The 18,109-nt window shown below is 65.7% G+C and carries 22 protein-coding genes and 1 tRNA gene; 13 read left to right on the top strand and 10 right to left on the bottom strand.

Translation table 11 applies throughout. The features are described 5' to 3' along the window. Positions 1–19: 19 nt before the first annotated feature. Positions 20–712: an alpha/beta hydrolase gene (locus tag AB0B64_RS11670; protein ID WP_358176657.1), complete on the bottom strand. Its 693-nt coding sequence runs from the start codon at positions 710–712 to the stop codon at positions 20–22. Positions 713–761: 49 nt separating this feature from the next. Here AB0B64_RS11670 and AB0B64_RS11675 point away from each other — a divergent pair, with 49 nt between their 5' ends. Both AB0B64_RS11675 and AB0B64_RS11680 read left to right on the top strand, forming a co-directional pair. Then, positions 762–1,457 (top strand): WYL domain-containing protein, encoded by a 696-nt coding sequence (locus tag AB0B64_RS11675; protein WP_358176660.1) that lies wholly within the window; start codon positions 762–764, stop codon positions 1,455–1,457. A 183-nt stretch (positions 1,458–1,640) separates the two neighbouring features. Further along, positions 1,641–2,174 (top strand): RICIN domain-containing protein, encoded by a 534-nt coding sequence (locus tag AB0B64_RS11680; RefSeq protein WP_357938287.1) that lies wholly within the window; start codon positions 1,641–1,643, stop codon positions 2,172–2,174. 135 nt (positions 2,175–2,309) lie between these two features. Here the strand turns inward: AB0B64_RS11680 and AB0B64_RS11685 are convergent, their stop codons facing one another. Continuing rightward, positions 2,310–2,648, bottom strand: coding sequence for a MiAMP1 family antimicrobial peptide (locus AB0B64_RS11685; RefSeq protein WP_357938285.1), 339 nt, complete (start codon positions 2,646–2,648; stop codon positions 2,310–2,312). A gap of 654 nt (positions 2,649–3,302) precedes the next feature. Between AB0B64_RS11685 and AB0B64_RS11690 the strand changes: the two genes are divergently transcribed. The 5 genes from AB0B64_RS11690 (at position 3,303) to AB0B64_RS11710 (ending at position 7,816) form a co-directional block, all read left to right on the top strand. Beyond that, on the top strand, positions 3,303–5,024 hold the full coding sequence (locus AB0B64_RS11690; protein WP_358176916.1) for an ABC-F family ATP-binding cassette domain-containing protein: 1,722 nt from the start codon (positions 3,303–3,305) through the stop codon (positions 5,022–5,024). 243 nt (positions 5,025–5,267) lie between these two features. After that, positions 5,268–5,588, top strand: coding sequence for a prevent-host-death protein (locus AB0B64_RS11695; protein WP_357938281.1), 321 nt, complete (start codon positions 5,268–5,270; stop codon positions 5,586–5,588). Then, positions 5,585–6,007 (top strand): type II toxin-antitoxin system VapC family toxin, encoded by a 423-nt coding sequence (locus AB0B64_RS11700; RefSeq protein ID WP_357938279.1) that lies wholly within the window; start codon positions 5,585–5,587, stop codon positions 6,005–6,007. Before AB0B64_RS11695 ends, AB0B64_RS11700 begins: the two co-directional genes overlap by 4 nt. A gap of 95 nt (positions 6,008–6,102) precedes the next feature. Continuing rightward, the gene (locus AB0B64_RS11705; RefSeq protein WP_358176663.1) at positions 6,103–6,645 is read left to right on the top strand and encodes a GNAT family N-acetyltransferase; all 543 of its coding nucleotides are present in this window, start codon (positions 6,103–6,105) and stop codon (positions 6,643–6,645) included. A 205-nt stretch (positions 6,646–6,850) separates the two neighbouring features. Beyond that, complete coding sequence (locus AB0B64_RS11710) at positions 6,851–7,816, top strand: VWA domain-containing protein (protein WP_357938275.1); 966 nt, start codon at positions 6,851–6,853, stop codon at positions 7,814–7,816. 167 nt (positions 7,817–7,983) lie between these two features. Here the strand turns inward: AB0B64_RS11710 and AB0B64_RS11715 are convergent, their stop codons facing one another. Further along, positions 7,984–8,106: a hypothetical protein gene (locus tag AB0B64_RS11715; RefSeq protein WP_357938273.1), complete on the bottom strand. Its 123-nt coding sequence runs from the start codon at positions 8,104–8,106 to the stop codon at positions 7,984–7,986. Between the two features lie 278 nt (positions 8,107–8,384). Here AB0B64_RS11715 and AB0B64_RS11720 point away from each other — a divergent pair, with 278 nt between their 5' ends. The 3 genes from AB0B64_RS11720 to AB0B64_RS11730 all read left to right on the top strand — a co-directional run bounded on the left by AB0B64_RS11720 (position 8,385) and on the right by AB0B64_RS11730 (position 10,657). After that, on the top strand, positions 8,385–9,290 hold the full coding sequence (locus tag AB0B64_RS11720; RefSeq protein ID WP_358176666.1) for a S41 family peptidase: 906 nt from the start codon (positions 8,385–8,387) through the stop codon (positions 9,288–9,290). A gap of 592 nt (positions 9,291–9,882) precedes the next feature. Further along, positions 9,883–10,353 (top strand): replication initiator, encoded by a 471-nt coding sequence (locus AB0B64_RS11725; RefSeq protein ID WP_358176919.1) that lies wholly within the window; start codon positions 9,883–9,885, stop codon positions 10,351–10,353. Further along, entirely contained in the window at positions 10,280–10,657 is a 378-nt protein-coding gene (locus AB0B64_RS11730; RefSeq protein ID WP_357939764.1) for a hypothetical protein, read from the top strand. Before AB0B64_RS11725 ends, AB0B64_RS11730 begins: the two co-directional genes overlap by 74 nt. Before the next feature lie 212 nt (positions 10,658–10,869). On the opposite strand, the gene AB0B64_RS11735 is transcribed toward AB0B64_RS11730, so the two are convergent. From AB0B64_RS11735 to AB0B64_RS11745, 3 genes are all read right to left on the bottom strand, one after another. Further along, positions 10,870–11,184, bottom strand: coding sequence for a hypothetical protein (locus AB0B64_RS11735; RefSeq protein WP_357938267.1), 315 nt, complete (start codon positions 11,182–11,184; stop codon positions 10,870–10,872). 714 nt (positions 11,185–11,898) lie between these two features. Beyond that, a complete protein-coding gene (locus AB0B64_RS11740; protein WP_358176669.1) occupies positions 11,899–12,441 on the bottom strand; it encodes an Imm21 family immunity protein in 543 nt (180 codons plus the stop codon). A 220-nt stretch (positions 12,442–12,661) separates the two neighbouring features. Beyond that, a complete protein-coding gene (locus tag AB0B64_RS11745; RefSeq protein WP_357938263.1) occupies positions 12,662–12,967 on the bottom strand; it encodes a hypothetical protein in 306 nt (101 codons plus the stop codon). A gap of 62 nt (positions 12,968–13,029) precedes the next feature. Between AB0B64_RS11745 and AB0B64_RS11750 the strand changes: the two genes are divergently transcribed. The 3 genes from AB0B64_RS11750 to AB0B64_RS11760 all read left to right on the top strand — a co-directional run bounded on the left by AB0B64_RS11750 (position 13,030) and on the right by AB0B64_RS11760 (position 15,289). Continuing rightward, positions 13,030–13,869, top strand: a complete 840-nt coding sequence (locus AB0B64_RS11750) for a S1 RNA-binding domain-containing protein (protein ID WP_358176672.1) — start codon at positions 13,030–13,032, stop codon at positions 13,867–13,869. 810 nt (positions 13,870–14,679) lie between these two features. Further along, positions 14,680–15,033 (top strand): DUF6247 family protein, encoded by a 354-nt coding sequence (locus AB0B64_RS11755; RefSeq protein ID WP_357938259.1) that lies wholly within the window; start codon positions 14,680–14,682, stop codon positions 15,031–15,033. Continuing rightward, a complete protein-coding gene (locus tag AB0B64_RS11760; RefSeq protein WP_357938257.1) occupies positions 15,026–15,289 on the top strand; it encodes a hypothetical protein in 264 nt (87 codons plus the stop codon). Before AB0B64_RS11755 ends, AB0B64_RS11760 begins: the two co-directional genes overlap by 8 nt. Positions 15,290–15,711: 422 nt before the next feature. On the opposite strand, the gene AB0B64_RS11765 is transcribed toward AB0B64_RS11760, so the two are convergent. From AB0B64_RS11765 to AB0B64_RS11780, 4 genes are all read right to left on the bottom strand, one after another. Continuing rightward, positions 15,712–15,787 (bottom strand) — tRNA-Ala (locus tag AB0B64_RS11765). A gap of 19 nt (positions 15,788–15,806) precedes the next feature. Continuing rightward, complete coding sequence (locus AB0B64_RS11770) at positions 15,807–16,535, bottom strand: HAD-IA family hydrolase (protein ID WP_357938255.1); 729 nt, start codon at positions 16,533–16,535, stop codon at positions 15,807–15,809. 16 nt (positions 16,536–16,551) lie between these two features. Beyond that, a complete protein-coding gene (locus AB0B64_RS11775) occupies positions 16,552–16,671 on the bottom strand; it encodes a DLW-39 family protein (protein WP_214635294.1) in 120 nt (39 codons plus the stop codon). Positions 16,672–16,857: 186 nt separating this feature from the next. Beyond that, positions 16,858–18,096, bottom strand: coding sequence for an MFS transporter (locus tag AB0B64_RS11780; protein WP_358176675.1), 1,239 nt, complete (start codon positions 18,094–18,096; stop codon positions 16,858–16,860). Positions 18,097–18,109 lie beyond the last annotated feature (13 nt).

Below are 18,109 nucleotides of genomic sequence, written 5' to 3' on the forward strand. Positions count from 1 at the left end.
GCCCTCGTGCGCCTCTCGGTCAACTGGATCTGTCGGCGAGGAAGTTCTTGATTCGCCGGGCGAGAGCGTCGGGCGCCTCGAGCATCGGCAGGTGTCCGCTGTCGAGGGATTCGTTCCAGCTCGTGTCGAGGTTGCGCGCGAATCGCTGTTGCAGTCCGATCGGGAGCTCAGTGTCTTGGCTGGTGGAGAGGTAGCCTCGACGTTCGGGAAAACCGCCGCTTTGCGGCGTGTCCCGGTAGAGACGAACAGACTCGGGGTGGAACTCCGCCACGATGCGATCGGCCGTCTTCGTGTCGACGCGGCTGGCCACGCCCCGCCGGATAGCGGCATCGGGCGGTCGGGTGCCGGCCAGCCGCATCGCCAGGCTCAGCACGAGCCGGTTCGGCAACGGCATCGACGCGACGAAGCTGCGTCCCGGCTTCGGCACGACGGCCGTGACCGCCAGGAACGCACCCACCCGGTCAGGCGCGAGGGCCATGAGTTCCGCTGCGACAGTCCCGCCACTGGAGTGCGCGACGACCGCGAATCGCTCCCACGGTGCCGAATCCAGTGCCGCGGCGGCGTACTCCGTGAGCGAAGCGCGATCATGACGCGGTCGCTCAGCGACCACCGTCTGGTGCGACGCGGCCAGTTCTTCGCGCACCTGGTCCCAGATCCAGACGGGAAGACCGGCACCGCTCAGCAACAGGATGGGTTCTCGCGACTTCGTCATGCTCCGATTCTGGAGCTGCTGGGTGTCACCGTTATGGCACCATTTATGAATGAACCGCACCGACCGGCTCTACGCGATCCGCGAAGATCTCCGCCGTGCGGGTCCCCGAGGCCGCACCGCCCAGCAGCTCGCCACCGCATTCGAGATCAGTATCCGCACCGTCAAGCGCGACATCTCCGCTCTGCAACAGGGCGGGTTCCCAGTCTGGGCACGCACGGGCCGGCTCGGTGGATACGTCGTCGATCGTGCCGCCACCCTGCCGCCGGTGAACTTCACCGCCACCGAAGCCTGCGCGCTCGCCGCGGCGATCGCGGCACACCGGGGACAACCATTCGACAGGCAGGCCCGAGCCGCCCTGGTGAAGGTGCTGGCGGTGATGGACCCGCAGGCGCGACGGCACGCGGACGACTTGACCGAGCGCATCTGGATCGACCACACCACCACCGAGGCAGCTGATCCGCGCCGACGCGACGCGATCGAACATGCCCTTGAGGAGCGCAAGGTCCTCTCGCTGCACTACCGCGATCGTCACGGTACGCCGACCACGCGCCGGGTGGACCCTCAGCTGCTCGCGTTCACGGCCGGGCACTGGTTCCTCGTGGCGCGCTGCCGGCGCCGCGAGGCCATCCGATGGTTCCGCCTCGATCGGATCGAACGCGCGAGTCTCACCACTCAGCGTGCCATCGACGTACCCGTCGAAGAACTAGGGACGCCTCCCTCGACGGCGGCCTCCGTCCGGGTGTGACGTGCCATGTGATCCAGTCTGTACGTTCTGGATCATCCTGAACCGCAAGCGCGGATGCCCGAAGCTTCGCCCCTGGCGGGCATCACATCGCGACGCACGAAGCTTTGTGCGGACGGTGATTGATCAACTACGTTCGGTTGTGTCATGGTGCTCGAGTCTTGATCAACTCTTGTGGAGGCACCCATGCTTGCTCGCCATCTGCTGGCCGCCGCCGTCATCTCCGCCACCATGGGCGCGGTCACTGCTCCGCCTGCGCTGGCCGCTGGTCAAGAGCCCGCCAACCGCACCATCCCGGTCGGGACCGCAATGTGCGTCGACGTCAGCAACTACCGCGGCAACGGCATCTTGATGTACCAGTGGCAGTGCGACCCCAACAACACCAACCAGAAGTTCGTCGTCGAGGACGGCCTCATCAAGGTGGAAGACACCATCGGCACGAGCCAGATGATGTGCCTGGACTCCTCCAACGGCCGAACCAACGGCACCCGGGTCTACCAGTGGCAGTGCCTAGGTAACGCCAACCAGCTCTGGGTCATCCAGGGCGGCCAGATCATCCTCAAGTCCACCCTCAACTCAGGCAACCGCCTATGCCTGGACGCCACCAACGGACGCGGCAACGGCATCCAGGTGTACCTGTGGCAGTGCGACCCCAACAACACCAACCAGAAGTTCGTCGTCGAGGATGGCCAGATCGCGGTCAAGGACACCTTGTCCTGATCCTGAACGTCCTGATCCTGAACGTCCCGATCCTGAACGTCCTGATCTCTGGTCACACCCGGCACGTTCCGATGTACCGCAGGGCATCAACGGCACCGATCCCCGGGGCGAGGCCGCCGTGTCAAGAGGTGGGCGTCAGCACACCACGAAGATGCTCTTCCAGCCGACGCCCGTCGCCTGCTTCGCGTTGCCGTTGGTGGGCAGCACGAAGTGCACCGGCCCTCTGTTGTTGATCTGGTTGTGCATTCGGCCGGACTGGCCGGAGCCGTACCACTTGTACGACCCGCGGTAGCGGAGGTTGGTCGTGCCGCACCTGTCGATGACCTGTGTCTGGCCGGTGAAGCCCGGCCCTTCGTAGGCCACGTACGTCGAGCCGGTGTCCGCGGACATCGAGGCGCTGGCGGCACCGCCCATGACTGCGACCAGGGAGGCAGAGATGGCGGAGACGAGGGCGATTCTCTTGATGCTCTTCACAGCGATCCTCCGGATGCGTCTTGACTGATTGCCAAATGTCACTTTGAGGAGAGGAGTCTCATGTCACTCACCACTCGCGCGGGCGGAGAGCCCGAACGCCGCAGCCGTAGACCGGCTCGGTAGCGGACGACGAGCTTGGACTCGCCGTAGGAGCGGGGCAAGGGACCGTCCTTTTCATAGGTTTTCCTGACGAGAAGAACATATGGACCGGCTCTTGATCGTCACTTGCATCCCACCTACACCAAACGTGACAAATGGCCGTAAAGCCACGACGGTGATGAGGAGTGGACGCCTGCTGCACGAGATCCAAAGGCCACTTCCCGATCATGGGAAGTGGCCTTTGACGTGCAGTGGAGCCTAGAAGATTCGAACTCCCGACACGTCCGGAAACCTACCGCCACGCGAGACGAGACGGTCCGTCTTGACATCAGGTCGGCACTCCCTCATACTCAGCTAAACGAGACGGATCGTATCGTCTCAAATGAGTGAGGAGGTGGCATGACGACTGCCCCAGTGTGACCAAGCCCGCATGGAGGAGTACCGGGCCTGGGAGCGCCTCAGCCGTAAGGCGCCGGGCTGATCACTTGTCTCAAGCTGTTCTGGTCACCGCGGGCGTCGCGCCTGTCGTCCGCACTGAGAAGAGAAGGAGGAGCTCTGCGTACCCCTGCCCAACTGGCACTCAACGAGATCACCAAGCGCTACGGCACCCGCGTCGTCCTTGACCGGGTGTCACTCACCGTCAAATCCGGCGAGCGGATCGGGGTGATCGGCGACAACGGGTCGGGTAAGTCCACGCTGCTCAAGCTCATGGCGGACGCCGAGCGGCCGGACAACGGCGAGCTCGTGGTCGTCGCCCCCGGCGGCGTCGGATACCTGCCGCAGTCGCTCGCGTTGCCGCCGCATGCGACGGTGGCCGACGCCGTCGATCTGGCACTGGCCGACCTGCGCGAGCTCGAAGCCAGGATGCGGGCGGCCGAACTGTCGTTCGGCGCAGCGGGCATGGAGGCGTGCGCGGGGGCGGAGGCTCGCGCGGACCTGGACGTCTACGCAGGGCTGGTTGCGCAGTTCGAGGCGCGGGGCGGCTACGAGGCCGACGCTCGTGTAGAGGTCGCGCTGCACGGGCTTGGGCTGGCCGGGCTCGAACGGAGCCGCCCGCTAGGCACGCTTTCCGGTGGCGAACGCGCCAGGCTCGCCCTGGCCGCCACGTTGGCGTCCGCGCCTGAGCTGTTGTTGCTCGACGAGCCGACGAATGACCTGGACGGCCAGGCCGTGGCCTGGCTCGAACAGCGCCTGCGCGCCCATCGGGGCACGGTCGTGGCCATCACGCACGACCGGATGTTCCTGGAGCGGGTGACCACTGCCATCCTGGAGGTCGCCGACGGGCAGGTTCGCCGCTACGGCGACGGATACACCGGATACCTCGCCGCCAAGGCCGCCGATCGCGCCGCTCAGGCGCGGGCCCACGAGGAGTGGAAGACGGAGCTGGACCGGCATGCCACGCTGGTGGCGGCCAACGCGGGCCGACTGGCCTCGATCCCTCGTAAGACGGCCAAGGCGGGTATGGGCACCGGGGCTTGGCGGGCGCGCTCGCGTACACACGGGGCCGCCGGGCGCATCCGGCAGTCTCAGCAGCGGCTACGGTGGCTCACCGACCACCCGGCGCCGCCGCCGCCCGAGCCGCTGCGCTTCACCGCCGCCTTCACCACCACGGGAGCCACCGCCGGGACCGAGGTGGCCGTGCTCGACAGCGTGGTGGTGGCGGGGCGGCTGCACCTGGAATCCCTGGCTGTCCGCGCCGGTGAGCGGCTGCTCGTCACCGGCCCGAACGGAGCGGGCAAGACCACGCTGATGCGAGTCCTCGCCGGAGAGCTGCGACCCGACGCGGGCGAGGTACGGCGGACCGGCCGAGTCGGATTCTTCCGGCAGGACGAGCTGGATTCCGGGGACGTGCTGCGGGCCGGGGTTCTTCGCCAGGATGAGCTGGGCACCGAGGGTACGCGAGTCTTTCCGCAGGACGAGCCGGCGGACCCGACCGTGCTGCGGGCCTACGCGCATGGACGTCCCGGAAGCCTGGACGAGCACGCGGACGCGTTGCTCGCCCTGGGGCTGTTCCGGCCGTCCGACCTGGGGCTGCGCCTCGGGGAGCTCGCCTATGGGCAGCGGCGCCGGATCGAACTGGCGCGGCTGGTGAGCGAGCCCGTGGACCTGCTCCTGCTCGACGAGCCGACCAACCACCTGTCACCGATGCTCGTGGAGCAGCTGCAAGAGGCGCTGTCCTCTTTCCGTGGCGCGCTGGTCGTGGTGACGCACGATCGGCGCCTGAGGGCCACGTTCACCGGCGCCCACCTGGAACTGGACGCGGGCATGGCGGCGTAGCCGGTCGCGGCCGTCAGGCCCTGCCGACCCTGACGGCCGTGCCCACGGCACCCGGCTGCCCGCCACGGATCGAAAGCGAACAAGATTCGCCGCATCACGTGGCGCAACGGGCTCCACAGGTTGAGCAGCCATACCGAGTAACCTATCGTGCCGCTCCCATCAGTTACAGCTCCTGCGGGCTTGACATGCATCGTGGAGTGCTACTTTGTAGCACCGGATGGCACAACGCTGTAGGCTTCGGATGTGAGTACTCCTGAGCCGGACCACTCCCATGAGATCTCTCAACGCGACCTGCGCAATCGGTCAGCGGAGATCATGGATGGTCTGGAACGTGGGGAGCGATACGCCGTTACCCGTAATGGCCATCACATCGGTGATCTGGTCCCTCTCCGCCGCCGGCGCCGGGCCGTGTCGCGCGCCGAGTTCGCCGCTGTGTCGTGTGGCATGCCACGACTGGACGACTCCAAATATCGCGAGGACATGGACCGCCACGCCAACGACGATCTCTACGACCCTTACGATCGCGCATACGGCAGACGGGAATTCGCAGAGGACGAGGAATGACCCACGCCCTGGGGCTGCTCGACACCAACATCCTCATCCTGCGCGCCGGCCTGGATCCCGACGAACTCCCCGATGAGATGATGATCAGTGCCATCACCACCGCGGAGCTCTCGGTCGGCGTCCTGGCGGCGACAGGACCGCAGGAACTCGCCCAGCGAATGAAGATCCTTCAGACCGCCGAAGCCGAATTCGACCCACTCCCCTTCGACGACACCGCGGCCCGCGAGTACGGCCAGTTGTGGACGGCGGTCATCGCCTCAGGACGCAAACCACGCCCCCGCACCGCAGACCTGATGATCGCCTGCGTGGCGATCGCGAACCGGCTTCCTCTGTACACCTGCAATCCCAGGGATTTCAAAGGACTTGATCGTCTGCTTACCGTGGTCCCAGTAACCCGTCCGCAATGGGCCAGTGCATGAATGGAAAGCGCTCAGCCACCTACGACCTCGCCGGAGCTTAGCGACCGGAGTCCCCCTTTCTCCCTCCTGTCGGAGCCGTCTGCCAGGCTGTGGCCATGCCGCATGCGGGAGTCACAGAGTTTCTCCAGGTCACCAGCCAGGACGAGATGCCGCCCGGACTGCGGCGGGAGCTGGTCGAGTGCTGGGTCACGGTGACCAACGCCGGGGGCGCGGCCGGTTTCCCGTTTCCCTCTGTCACCTTCGATCAGGTGGCGGAAGTAGCTGATCAGCTCATCGCCGGCCTCGACTCGCACCGCAGCCGCTTCCTCTTGGCTCTCGTAGACGGGATGCTCGCTGGCTGGCTGAACGTGCGCAGAGATGCCAACCCATTGATCGCCCACTGGGGAACGGTCCATCACGTCCAAACCCACACCGACTTCCGCAGCAAGGGGATCGGAGCGGCACTGATGCACCGCGTGCGCCATCTGGCCCGCGATGAGATGGGGCTCGAACAACTCCGCCTCGCCGCCCGTGGTGGAGTTGGGCTCGAAGACTTCTATAGGCGGCAGGGCTGGAAAGAGATCGGCCGTTGGCCTGGCGCGCTGCGGCTCGCGCGCGGCGATGATCGCGACGAAATCCTGATGATGCTTGAGCTCTGACTGTTCCGACCCGAACGGCAGGCCCTGGGCCCGACACGTCACACGAACGCGGTGCGGGCGCTGGCGATGTCCGTTCCGGACGGTCGCCCCGTCCCAGCAGAGTGCGCAGGTAGCGGGCGCCGACCCATTTGAAGGCGTGCGAAGGTGAGAAGGAGGAGAACTACACTCGGCCCTCCCCCCGGCCGATGGGTTATGGGGAGGACGCATGACCTTTCTGGCCGCCGGCTGGCTGTGGTCGTTCGCGGTCCTGGCCGTCGTCGTGGCAGGCTACATCGCCGTCCAGTTCCGGCGGCCCCAGCAGATGGCGCGCTTCACCAACCCGAGGTTGCTCGATCTGGTCGCGCCCGCCCGTCCCGGCTGGCCGCGGCACATCGCGGCGGCCATGTTCGTCGTGCTGATGGCTCTGCTCATCGTGGCCGCGGCACGCCCGGCCGCCTCCGTTCAGGTTCCCCGCGAGCGGGCCACGATCATCGTGGCCATCGACGTGTCACTGTCGATGGTCGCCACCGACATTCCGCCATCCCGGTTGGCGGCCGCCAAGAGCTCGGCCAAGATGTTCATCACGAGCCTGCCCGAGCGGTTCAACGTCGCCCTGATCTCCTTCGCCCGATCCGCGGCAGTGGTGGTGGCGCCCACCCTCGACCACACGGCGGCCATCCGAGCGATCGACGCGCTGAAACCCGCTCCCGGAACCGCCATCAGCGAAGCCGTCTTCTCCGGCCTGGACGCGATCCGCTCCTTCGACCAACGCTCGGCGAGCGATCCACCACCGGCAGCCATCGTGCTGCTGTCCGACGGCGACAACACCTCCGGCCGAGTCGTACCCGATGCGACCAAGGCCGCCGCCGCAGCCAGAGTCCCGGTCTCCACCATCGCCTTCGGCACGCCCAACGGTGCCGTCGAGATCAACGGACGCCGCCTCGAGGTCCCGCCCAACGAGGAAACCTTGCGCACCCTGGCCGAAGGCACTGCCGGACGCGCCTACAACGCCCAGACGGCCGGCTCGCTGGATGAGGTGTACGAGAGCATCGGCACCTCGCTCGGCACCACGACCAAACAGCAGGAGGTGGGCTACCAGGTGCTGCGCTGGGCCCTGCTCCCCGCCTTCGCGCTGGCCGCGCTGGCACTGCTGACTCCGATCAAGCCGGCCTGGGCCTGCCCCTCCCGGTGACAGCAACGGGCCTTTACTTTTACGCATCGTCTACGGCGTGAGGCGGAGGTAGACGAGCAGGATGATTCGGCTTGGACCGTCTCTACCGCAAGGGGCGAACGGCTGCGATTGGCGGTGAGCCATTCCAGTTGCGCGGTCATACCGGTGAGCAGGTCGGTGGCCGACGGTCAGCCGAGCAGCAGATGCGCCGTGGACACATCCGCGAAGGTGACCGGGACATCGCCGCTACGCGCGCTGGTCGAGCGGACGTTGATGGGCTGGCCGGTGCTCCACCCATCAGCGGCGATCAAGGCTTGATCACCAGCGAGATTTGGCCCCACCCCAGCGGCCGTCGCCTCGAAGGCCGGTGAGGTGGGGGCGGGCCTTCGGAGTGGTCGGGCTGTGCCGCTGGTGGCCCAGGGGTGAAGAGCAACCGCTGACGCAACGGGTGGGCGAGCGCCGCGAACTGCTCAGCCGCGCCGATCTCCAGAACATCCTCAGGAGGTGGCAAGTGTGAAGACTGATCACGCATACCGAAGGTTTTCAACGTCTTTGACGTTTTCGTCAGGGCAGTGCTCTACTCCCTGCCATGACGACTCTGACGAACCTTCAGCCCGCCCCTGTCATCGACGAGACAACCCGGCTGCTGACCGAGCACTACGTTTTCCCTGAGATAGCCGAGCAGCTCGCCGACCTGCTAAAACGACGCCTCGCCGAGGGCGCCTATGACGTCGGCAGTGCCGAGGAACTCGCCCGTCTGGTCACCGCGGACCTGCAGTCCGTCAACAACGACAAACACCTGAGACTGAAGCACCACGCCGACCCGGTGTCCCCCAAGCAGGGCGCGGCAACCCTGGACTCCATCCGCCGGGACTTCGACACCTCGCTGGGCGGTGCGCCCCGGGTGGAGTTGCTCGAGGGAGGGGTCGCCGTGGTGGAGCTGGCGCCGATGCTGTTTCCGCTGGAGTGGGCCGCCGAACCGCTGAGCGCCGCGCTCACCCTGGCCTCCCGCGCCCAGGCGCTGATCGTGGACCTTCGCAACAACCGGGGCGGCGACCCGGACACCGTCGCCTTCGTCTGCAGTTACCTCCTGGACGAGCGCACCCACCTCAACACCATGTACTGGCGCAGCAGCGAGCGCAGCGAGCAGTCCTGGAGCCTGCCGCACGTTCCCGGCGCGCGTTTCGGCGGCAGCAAACCGTTGTACGTGTTGTCCAGTGACAGCACCTTCTCCGCCGCTGAGGAACTGGCCTACGACCTGCAACAGCTCGGCCGCGCCGTTGTCGTCGGCGAGCCCACCCGCGGCGGCGCACACCCGTGCAAGGGCTGGACCGTCCACCCCCACCTGGAAACCACCGTCCCCACCGGCCGCGCCATCAACCCCGTCTCCGGCACGAACTGGGAGGGCACCGGCGTGCAGCCGGACGTCCCTTGCGCTGCCGCGGAATCCCTCGACCAGGCACACGCACTGGCCCTCGCCCGACTGGCAGGCTGACGCAGTCCAGCTCATCGACAGTGGTACCAAACGTCGTTCGTGATCAAGGCGACTGGAGCTCCGGGCCTGGTACCAGACCGCGCTGAGGTTGGTACCAAAACTCATGCTTCAACCATGCCCCCGGGGTGGGGCCAGTTCTCACCGAACATGAATCCGCTTCACCCCGTGGGTCCAGCGTACTTCGCCAGGTGGAGCCAGAATTCGTTCCTCAACTCAGGGCGTCGTCTCGCAAGCCGATGAGACCGTGGGTGGGTGATCTGTACATGCTTCGTCGCCATCATCGCCGTCAATTCCCGCTACGGAGACTCTCGGTTACCCGTCGATCCAGATGATCTCCGTCCTGTGCACGAGTAACATGTCGCTCGGTCTGAGGAACTGGCTCTGACTTGGGGGGGAAGCCTCCTCGTCTGTAAGTAGTTCAGGCTGCTTTCCACCCCCACACGGAACAGCCACGTAGCAGCCCGGTGTACCGCAGGGGTATGCGCCCCCGGCTTCGGCGCGTGGGCTCGCTCCGGTGTCCGATGCCGAGAGCCGACGAAGGGGTCATCTAGCCCGAGCTGGACGAAACAACACCCCCACCTCCCGCACCGCCGTGTCATGTCCTGCACGGGACTCCCTACGCCACCACCTGGCCAAACTCGGCGGCCTAGCCCTCAAAGACCTCCGCCACCACGTCACTGCCTCCTTCGCCAAAGTCGCCGAATACCAGCGACGCGGCGGCGCCGTCCACTTCCACGCCGTCATCCGCCTCGACGGTCCAGGCGGCCCCACCGCACCACCATCGGCCTGGGTCACCGCCGACACCCTGACCGACGCCGTCCAACACGCCGCCCACGTGGTCGGTCGAGGAAGTGCGGACCTTCCTGGAGTCGGCGCGAAGAAAGGAGGACCCGATGTACCCGGCGTACGCCCTGGTGCTTGTCCTCGGGCTGCGCCTGGGCGAAACTCTCGGGCTGCGTTGAGAGGACGTCGATCTCGACCAGGCCGAGATGACGATCGGCTGGCAGCTCCAGCGCGTCGCGGGCAAGCTGCTGCACCGCCAGACCAAGACGGACGCCTCTGAGGCCACCCTGCCCTTCCCTGAGATCGTCACGACGGCCCTCCGTGCCCGTCAACGAGCGTGTGACACCGCCCGGGAAACGGCTGGAGAGGGCTGGCAGGACACAGGGTTCGTATTCACCACCGCCAGTGGCCGTCCGATCGAGCCGTCCAACTTCCGCCGCAGCTTCGCGAACGCCTGCGCCAAGGCCAGAGTGCGCAAAGTCCATGTCCACGCCACCCGCAAGACCTGCGTATCTTGCTCGTCGCCCTCGACGTCCACCCGCGGGTCGCCATGCAGATCCTCCGCCACTCCCAAATCGCGGTGATCATGAACATCTACAGCGAAGTGTCCTCGGGGGAGACACGCAAGGCACTCAAGCGCCTGGGAGATCATCTAGAACGCTAGAACAAGATTGATCGCTGAAGGCCATTCCTTCCGAGGGATGGCCTTTCTTAGTGCCGCGACCGCATGCGTTCACCGGGTTGTTCACCGCGCTACTCTTTTCACGCCTTGGTGCCGAATGTACTGGTCAGATGACTACTTCTCGCGCAGGCTCTCGATTTCGGCGGCCAATGCGGCCATGTCGCGCACATGCCCGTAGTACTTGGTCGCATACTGATCGTCGATCATCGGGAGGACCTTCTCGCACGCCGACGCCAGCCGCGTCAGGCCAGAGCGGTGTTGTGCGCTGAGCGGGCCTTTAAGGACGCCTGCGGCGAAGCCATAGATGTCCGCGTCGAGCATCACCATGTCCTGGTCCTCGACGTCGAGGCCGCGGAAGCCAGACGAGAATGGCATGGCCATGTGCTCGGCCATCATCTGCGAGAGCGCGTCGAGCTTCTCTTCCAACATGCGGAAACCCTCCCAGGGCACGCGGGCGTCCCCACGTGCGGTTAACCAGCGATTGGAACACCTCGCCCCAGCGAATCTCAACCCTTTTGTTGCCCAGCGCTCGTAAGGTCAGCAGTCATGGCGCATGTCGTGATTTGGGTGAAGCCCTACGAGCGAGAGAATCACAGCCCAGACACAGAGGGATACAAAGGCCTTTGCGGCTGGCATGGGATGACTGCGGGGCGAGGTCCGTGTCCGAACAAGCCGTACGCGAGCGTGAAGCTCCGGTATGCGGACTACCAGCCGGTGCAGTCAGCGTGCGTTGAGGCCCTCAAGGAGATCTCACAGCGCTACGGCTTCCCGATCCCTCAGGAGCAGACTGAGCGTGTCGAGGCAAGTTGATGCTGTAGCTGTATTTTGCAGCTGTACAAGATCGAAAAGGCTACCTCCCGATCATGGGAAGTGGCCTTCTGCGTGCTGTGGAGCCTAGGGGATTCGAACTCCGGACTTCCTGCTTGCAAACACGCATACCCGGCCTGTCACCCTCAGAGGGGCACCCGGCCGCAGGCCGGGCGGCCCTCGCGCGGTGCTTTCTGGTCATGGCCCCGAGGGCGGGTCCGGGTCGAACGCGGCCCACCTGCCGGGTAGACGTGCGCTTGGCCTACGCCACCGAAGCAACTCCGGGCCAGACCACGTGATCCGCGGAAAGGCACAGGCGCAGATTACGCCCAAAGCTCAGGTTGCTGGCTGGAGTTGGACGAGGATCATCCGATAGTCCTCGTTTTCCGTATAGGTGGCTCGGACCCTGTACCGTCCAGGCTCAAGATCAATAATGAGGCGCTCGTCAGGCTCCAGCTCAGCACCGGGGATTGCAGAGTCGAAGAGCACGACAGCTTCCCGTACCTCCCAGTTCAGGTCTTCATCATCGTCCCAGGCCGGCTCCACTGCGAGGGCTCTCTTGGCCGCCTCAACCAGCTCAGTCTCGGAGTTTGCAGCGGCCCAGCGTAAGAAGAGGCGTTCGGCCGGCAGATAGGTCGTCATGGCAGGTTCGTCGCCGAGAACAAGGGCCTGCTGCGTACCAACGGTAACGAGGCCGATGTAGCCTTCAACGGCACAGGCTCGGCCGTAGTCGCCCCAGGTTTCTACGGGACCGTCGTTGTCATCCACACCCGCCCAGCTGTTCAGCTTGGATTTGGGGACGGCGATTAGTGGCCCTCCTGCGGTGCTGACCCAGGCATGCAGCACTGATGGCCTCACTTTCGCTGCGTGATTGTTCATGGGTGGAGAGAGTACGGGCAGCGGCCAAATCCCTGGAAGGGAGCACAGGCGATCCACTGCTACCTACGACCGAGTCAGCGCCTACATGCCCGGAAATACGACCTCAGTTCAGCGCTATCCGGTGAGCCGGCGCTGCTTTCCGATCGTGGACCGAAAAGGGGTTAAGAGTGGGCCTCTTCAAAAGGGAACCCGCACTGTGACAATGAGCGAGTTCGGCCGACTACCTCCGCCAGGGCAGCTCCTCGATCGTGGTGATGTCGCCCGCCGCAAGTAGTCCGAAGAGTCGCAGCATCTCCTCGCGGCTGACCTTGCGCATCTCCCCGGGAGCCACCGAGTCATCGTCAGTGTCCTCCCACACCAGCAGGCCGCCGGTGAACGCGCTGAGACACCACCCGCTCTCATGCGACAACGACACATCAGGATGCTCGTCGTCTGCCTCTGCCAGACCATCCAGAACCCGCCGCATCGCGTCCGCATCAGGCTCGTCGATCGTCTCGCCCATCAAGTCGTACATGAAGAAACTCATGTGATCCATTACCTCATGAAGTGATCCACAGGGACGGGGCCAGTTATGACAGGGTGAGCAGTGTGGATAGGCCGACGGGCGATCAAGACATAGTTGAGATCTTGAGGGCGGTTCGGGTCGGCGACATCGTCTCGGGGACGATCACACATGTGGGACGTCCTCACGGGTCTGCGGTGAGGCTCGACGGGCGCCTGGGGCTGGTATCGGCGAACATCGGGCCTTTGGACTTCTCCTGGCGTCACCGGTCGGATGAGGCCAGACAGGTCGGCCAGCGCGTCACCGCCGAAGTGATCGCTGTCGATGAGGAACAGGGAATGATCGGTCTGTCCCTGGCCGCGACCGAGAACCCCGAACTCTGGGCATTCCTGAAAGGACTCCGCCCTGGTGAGGTGCTCAGCGGTGAAGTGGCAGACGTGCAGCGGTTCGGTGTGTTCGTGGCGCTGGATGATGGGCCGCCGCATCCCGTCTATCCAGGAGTAGGTTTCATCACGATCCCCGAGCTGTCCTGGCGCCATTTCGATGAGGTTTCTGAGGGCGTCGAGGTAGGGCAGCGAGTCACCTGTTCCTTTCTCTACTTCGATGACGTACAGGGCGAAGCAAGGCTCTCCCTTCGCTCACTTCAACCTGATCCTTTCCAGGAGTTCGCCGACGCGGCTCGCGAGGGACAGGAGTTCTGCGGAACCGTGACCAAGCTCGTCCCGTTCGGAGCCTTCGTCAGACTCGTTGAAGGCTTCGAGGGCCTGGTGCCCTTGGATGAGCTCGTCTCTATGCCTGTCGAGACTCCCGAGCAGGTCGTTCAGGTCGGCGACCGCGTCAAGGTGACCATCATCAGCTTGGATCGCGACGCCCGCCGATTGCTCCTCTCCCGCAAGAGGGCTCAGTCTGATCCTCTGTCGCCTTGATGGCACCTGGACAAGGGGCAGCACGCTCCGGGGCCGATGCGAGCGCGCCGTCCTCACCGAAAGCGTGGAGTACGTACAGACAAGAGCCCGCTATCCGATGAGCCAGGGCTGAGCGCGCCTGAACCCCCAGCACGAAGCGCCCCATTGCGAAGCCCGTTGTGCGCCGAAGGCGCCCCAGGAAGAACAGCCCGAGCGATAGCGAGGACCGCTCGGGGCGGGCTTCCACGACCAACCACCCAGACGGGCAACGGGTGGGCGGCACCCGGCCCACCTACCCGAAGAAAATGGTGGAGCCTAGGAGATTCGAACTCCTGACTTCCTGCTTGCAAATCGGCCTGATCCCCAGGCGGAACGGCCTCGACCTGGGCCGTCTATGGTCCGCGAGCGACCGTGACTGACGGCTGTTGACCGCCCTTAATGGCACGCTAATGGCACGACGATCATGTCTGTTACCTGGTCGCGTCCATGCGAGGCGTGCACCCGCCCGCCTGATCATCCCATCTGCCATCGACCCATCCGCATGGGGAGCGAGCCAGGGCTACAGGTCCCAGACGGAGCGCCCCACCGAACGGACGACAAGTCATGACTTCCGGGCGCCGATCGTCCGGCGGCACGGTGGTGACGCCTGAGCCGAAGACCGGACTCGACATCCAGCAGACGTCTATCCTGACGATTACGCGCTCCGGAATCCGCCGCCAGCGACACGAGGACGCCAGCCGCCCGACACAGGGCTTTTTACCTGCGGTTCCAAGGTGGATAAGGGTTCAGTTGTATCGGTAGCGTGGAGGTGTAACAGCTTGGAGGTCAACGATGTCCACCCCGCATCAAGACAGCGAGTCGCTGATCCCTCAGCCGCCACTGACCACCGCCGCCCTCAGGGCAGCAGTTGCCCAGATCGCTCCGGCCTACCTCAGCCAGTTTGTCGACCACCTCGACCAGGCGACAGAGCAGGCGGCGCGACAGAGCACGGTGGCACCTCTGCAGAACTTCTTGCAGCAATGGGGTGAGTTCGTGGCGATTCAGCGCTATCCCGCCCGAGCGGCCCGCCTGCACGCGTTGGAGACAGAGGTCGCTACCGCGACCGACAGAGTCAAGTTGGACTCGGCCTTGGCCGAAATCCATGAGATCACGGCATCCGCGCGCCGAGAGGTCGTCGGTGAGTGACGCCTGGACCTGGGAGTACAACCCCGACGCCGAGCATGTCATTGCCGGGCTCCCGCCGACAGTCATCCTTGAGGTTGAGCGGCTTGCTGACCAACTCGCAGTTCTCGGGAGAGATGCGGTCCGCGCCGGTAGAGGCCCGTTGTATGGGGGAGGTCTTCGAACGCTCGATCTGTTCGGCGGCCGCGGGTTCCTCCACTTCATCGTCGCGGAGCATCTGCGCCTTGCGCTGATCGTTCGCGTTACCTGGATAGATTGACGCGTGATTGTGGCAAATGATGACGAGTGGCGGCGTCTGGCAGTCAGCCTTAGACCACTGTCATCTAGTCACTTGACCTATCAAGTTTGGCTTTCCTGGAACTGGGACCGCAGCGCCAGGAGGCACTTTCCAGCTCACTCCATATGAACGACCACGTTGAACGCGCAGGCGGAGCCTGCGCGTCAAGAAAATAAGGCGTATGAGCGAAGCGAAGTCCTCTGGGGGTCGGGGCTTCGGCCCGACTGGAAGCAGCGCCTGAACCCCCAGCGCGAAGCGCCCCATTGCGAAGCCCGTTGTGCGCCGAAGGCGCCCCAGGAAGAACAGCCCGAGCGATAGCGAGGACCGCTCGGGGCGGGCTTCCACGACCAACCACCCAGACGGGCAACGGGTGGGCGGCACCCGGCCCACCTACCCGAAGAAAATGGTGGAGCCTAGGAGATTCGAACTCCTGACTTCCTGCTTGCAAAGCAGGCGCTCTGCCAACTGAGCTAAGGCCCCTCGACGTGACGAAGATAGCTTACCGGCCCCCGACACCCATCTGCTGCCTACTCGGGTCTTCGCTCAAGATCAAGCCTGGGAAGTCGGCGATCGAGTCCAGGATGTGTGTGGCGCCTCCCTTGAGGAGTCGCTCCCGGCTGTGGACGCCGGTCATCACGCCGGCCACGATCGAGGCGCCGGCTCGGCGGCCGCAGAGCATGTCGCTTTCCGAGTCGCCGATGACCGCCACCTGTCGTACGTCCTCGATGCCGAGGCGGAGTACGGCGTGCAGGACCATGTCGGGCCAGGGGCGGCCGCGGCCGCCCGCGTCTTCGGGGCAGATGGCGAGGTCGATCTTGTCGTGCCAGCCGAGCACGCTGAGGATGCGGCTCAGGGTGACGCGGCTGAAGCCGGTGATCAGGGCCAGTTTCAGGCCGGAGCCGCGGAGCTTGTCGAGGACCTCGATGACTCCGGGCATGGGAACGAGACCTGCTCGGTCGAGCGCACCCTCGTATGAGCGCTCGAACGTCAGGTTCGCCGCCTGAGCCTGGGCCTCGTTGCCGGGGAAGATCCCTCGGAAGACATCGATCTTCGGGCAGCCCCGGGACCGGTGCACGTGCACCATGGCACGCGCGTACGCGCCGGTCCCGGGGACGATGCCCTGAGTGGCTATCGCCTCGGCGAAAGCCCGCTCGACCATGGCGATGTCACCGACTGTTGTGCCGGCCAGGTCCAGGCACGCCAGCTTTATCTGGACGACGTCATTCATCGCCTCGCCAGGTCGGTTAGTTCTCGCTGCCGGTGGCCTCGGTCCAGAGATCGAGCTCGGCGCGGTCGGCCTGCACCTTGCGCCAGACCAGCAGCCCCCCAAGGGCGATCAGCGCCAGAACGACAAGCTTCTTCACGGTGTGACCCCACTTCTTCGACGGCCTCACCTGCCGGGGTGAGACCCAACGGTTGACATGCAGCCTAGCAAGGGATGGCTGCGGTCCTTGTGTTGTGCACGAACCAGATGTACCGGATGTGCAAAGAACGAATGAACAACCCCAGGTGGGGCCGGTTATCCCGTCCCATCTCGGACACCAGGTAGATCATGTCAAACCGTAGCGGTTGCGGGTGGCCCAGCTCACGGCCGGGGTCATCGCGGCGCCGGCCGCCACGAACAGGCCGCCGACCAGCAGCCACCCCAGCGTGCCCCCGCCGATGACGAGGGTGGTGAGGACGACCGGGCCGAGCATCCTGGCCACCGCCATCCCGGTCCCGAAGAAGCCCTGGTACTGGCCCTGCTTGTCCGCCGGAGCCAGGGTGAAGCCGATCTCCCAGGCGCCCGCCCCGAGCAGCATCTCGCCGTACGCCTGGAGCCCGGCCGCGGCGAGCAGGATCAGCCCGGCGAGCCAGGCCGACGAGCCGATGGCCGACATCGCGAACACCGCGCAGGCCGCCAGCATGACCAGGCCCGCGTACCGCACCGACCGGGAGGCGTCGGCCAAGCCCCTGACCCGCCGCGCGATCCGTACCTGAAAGAGCAGCACGCTCACCGTGTTGACCAGGAGCAGGGCCGAGACCAGCCAGGTCGGTGCCGTGGTGCGCTGGACGATCCAGAGGGGGACGATCAGGCTGAGCAGCGGCATGTAGAAGAGCATGACCGCGTTGATCAGCGTGATCACCGCGTACGGCCGGTCCCTGAGCACGGCCAGCTTCGGCCCGGCGGCGGGGACGGGGGCGACGGCGGGCAGTCGCAGCAGCAGGAGGGCAGCGACCAGGAAGCTGACGGCGTCCACCGCGAACACCGTCAGGTACGCCTCCCGGCTGTCCACATGCAGCGCGAACCCGCCCAGAGTGGCGCCCATCGCGAGGCCGCCGTTGATCGTGGACTGGAGTACGGCCCGGACCTCCGTGCGTTTGCCCGGCTCGATCAGTCCGGCCAGCAGCGCCTGGCGGGCCGCGGACAGGCCGGTCTGCGCGGTGCCGTACAGGCAGGCGGCCAGTACGAACAGCGCGAACGACCGCACGAACAGGAACGACATGACCGCGACGGCGGTCGACAGGGCCAGGAGGACGGCCACTCCGCGCGGCCCGCGGCGGTCGGCCAGGTGGCCGAGGGGGACGCCCGCGACGGTGCCGACAGCCCAGCCCAGCGTGAGCCCTAAGCCGATCTCCGTCGCCGACAGGCCGACGATCCTGGCGAAATAGAGCGCCGAGGTGACCAGGTAGGCGCCGTCGCCGATCGAATTCGCCAGCTGCGCCTGTACGAGGAGCCGCCTGCTCGACCGCCTGCTCGCCGTCGTGGATCTCGGAGTGGGTCCCGGAGTAGGTCCCGTCGTAGTCATCGTCGCAGGTCCC

Origin of the sequence: Nonomuraea sp. NPDC049129, from assembly GCF_040648495.1 — a bacterium.
Taxonomy (GTDB): Bacteria; Actinomycetota; Actinomycetes; order Streptosporangiales; family Streptosporangiaceae; genus Nonomuraea.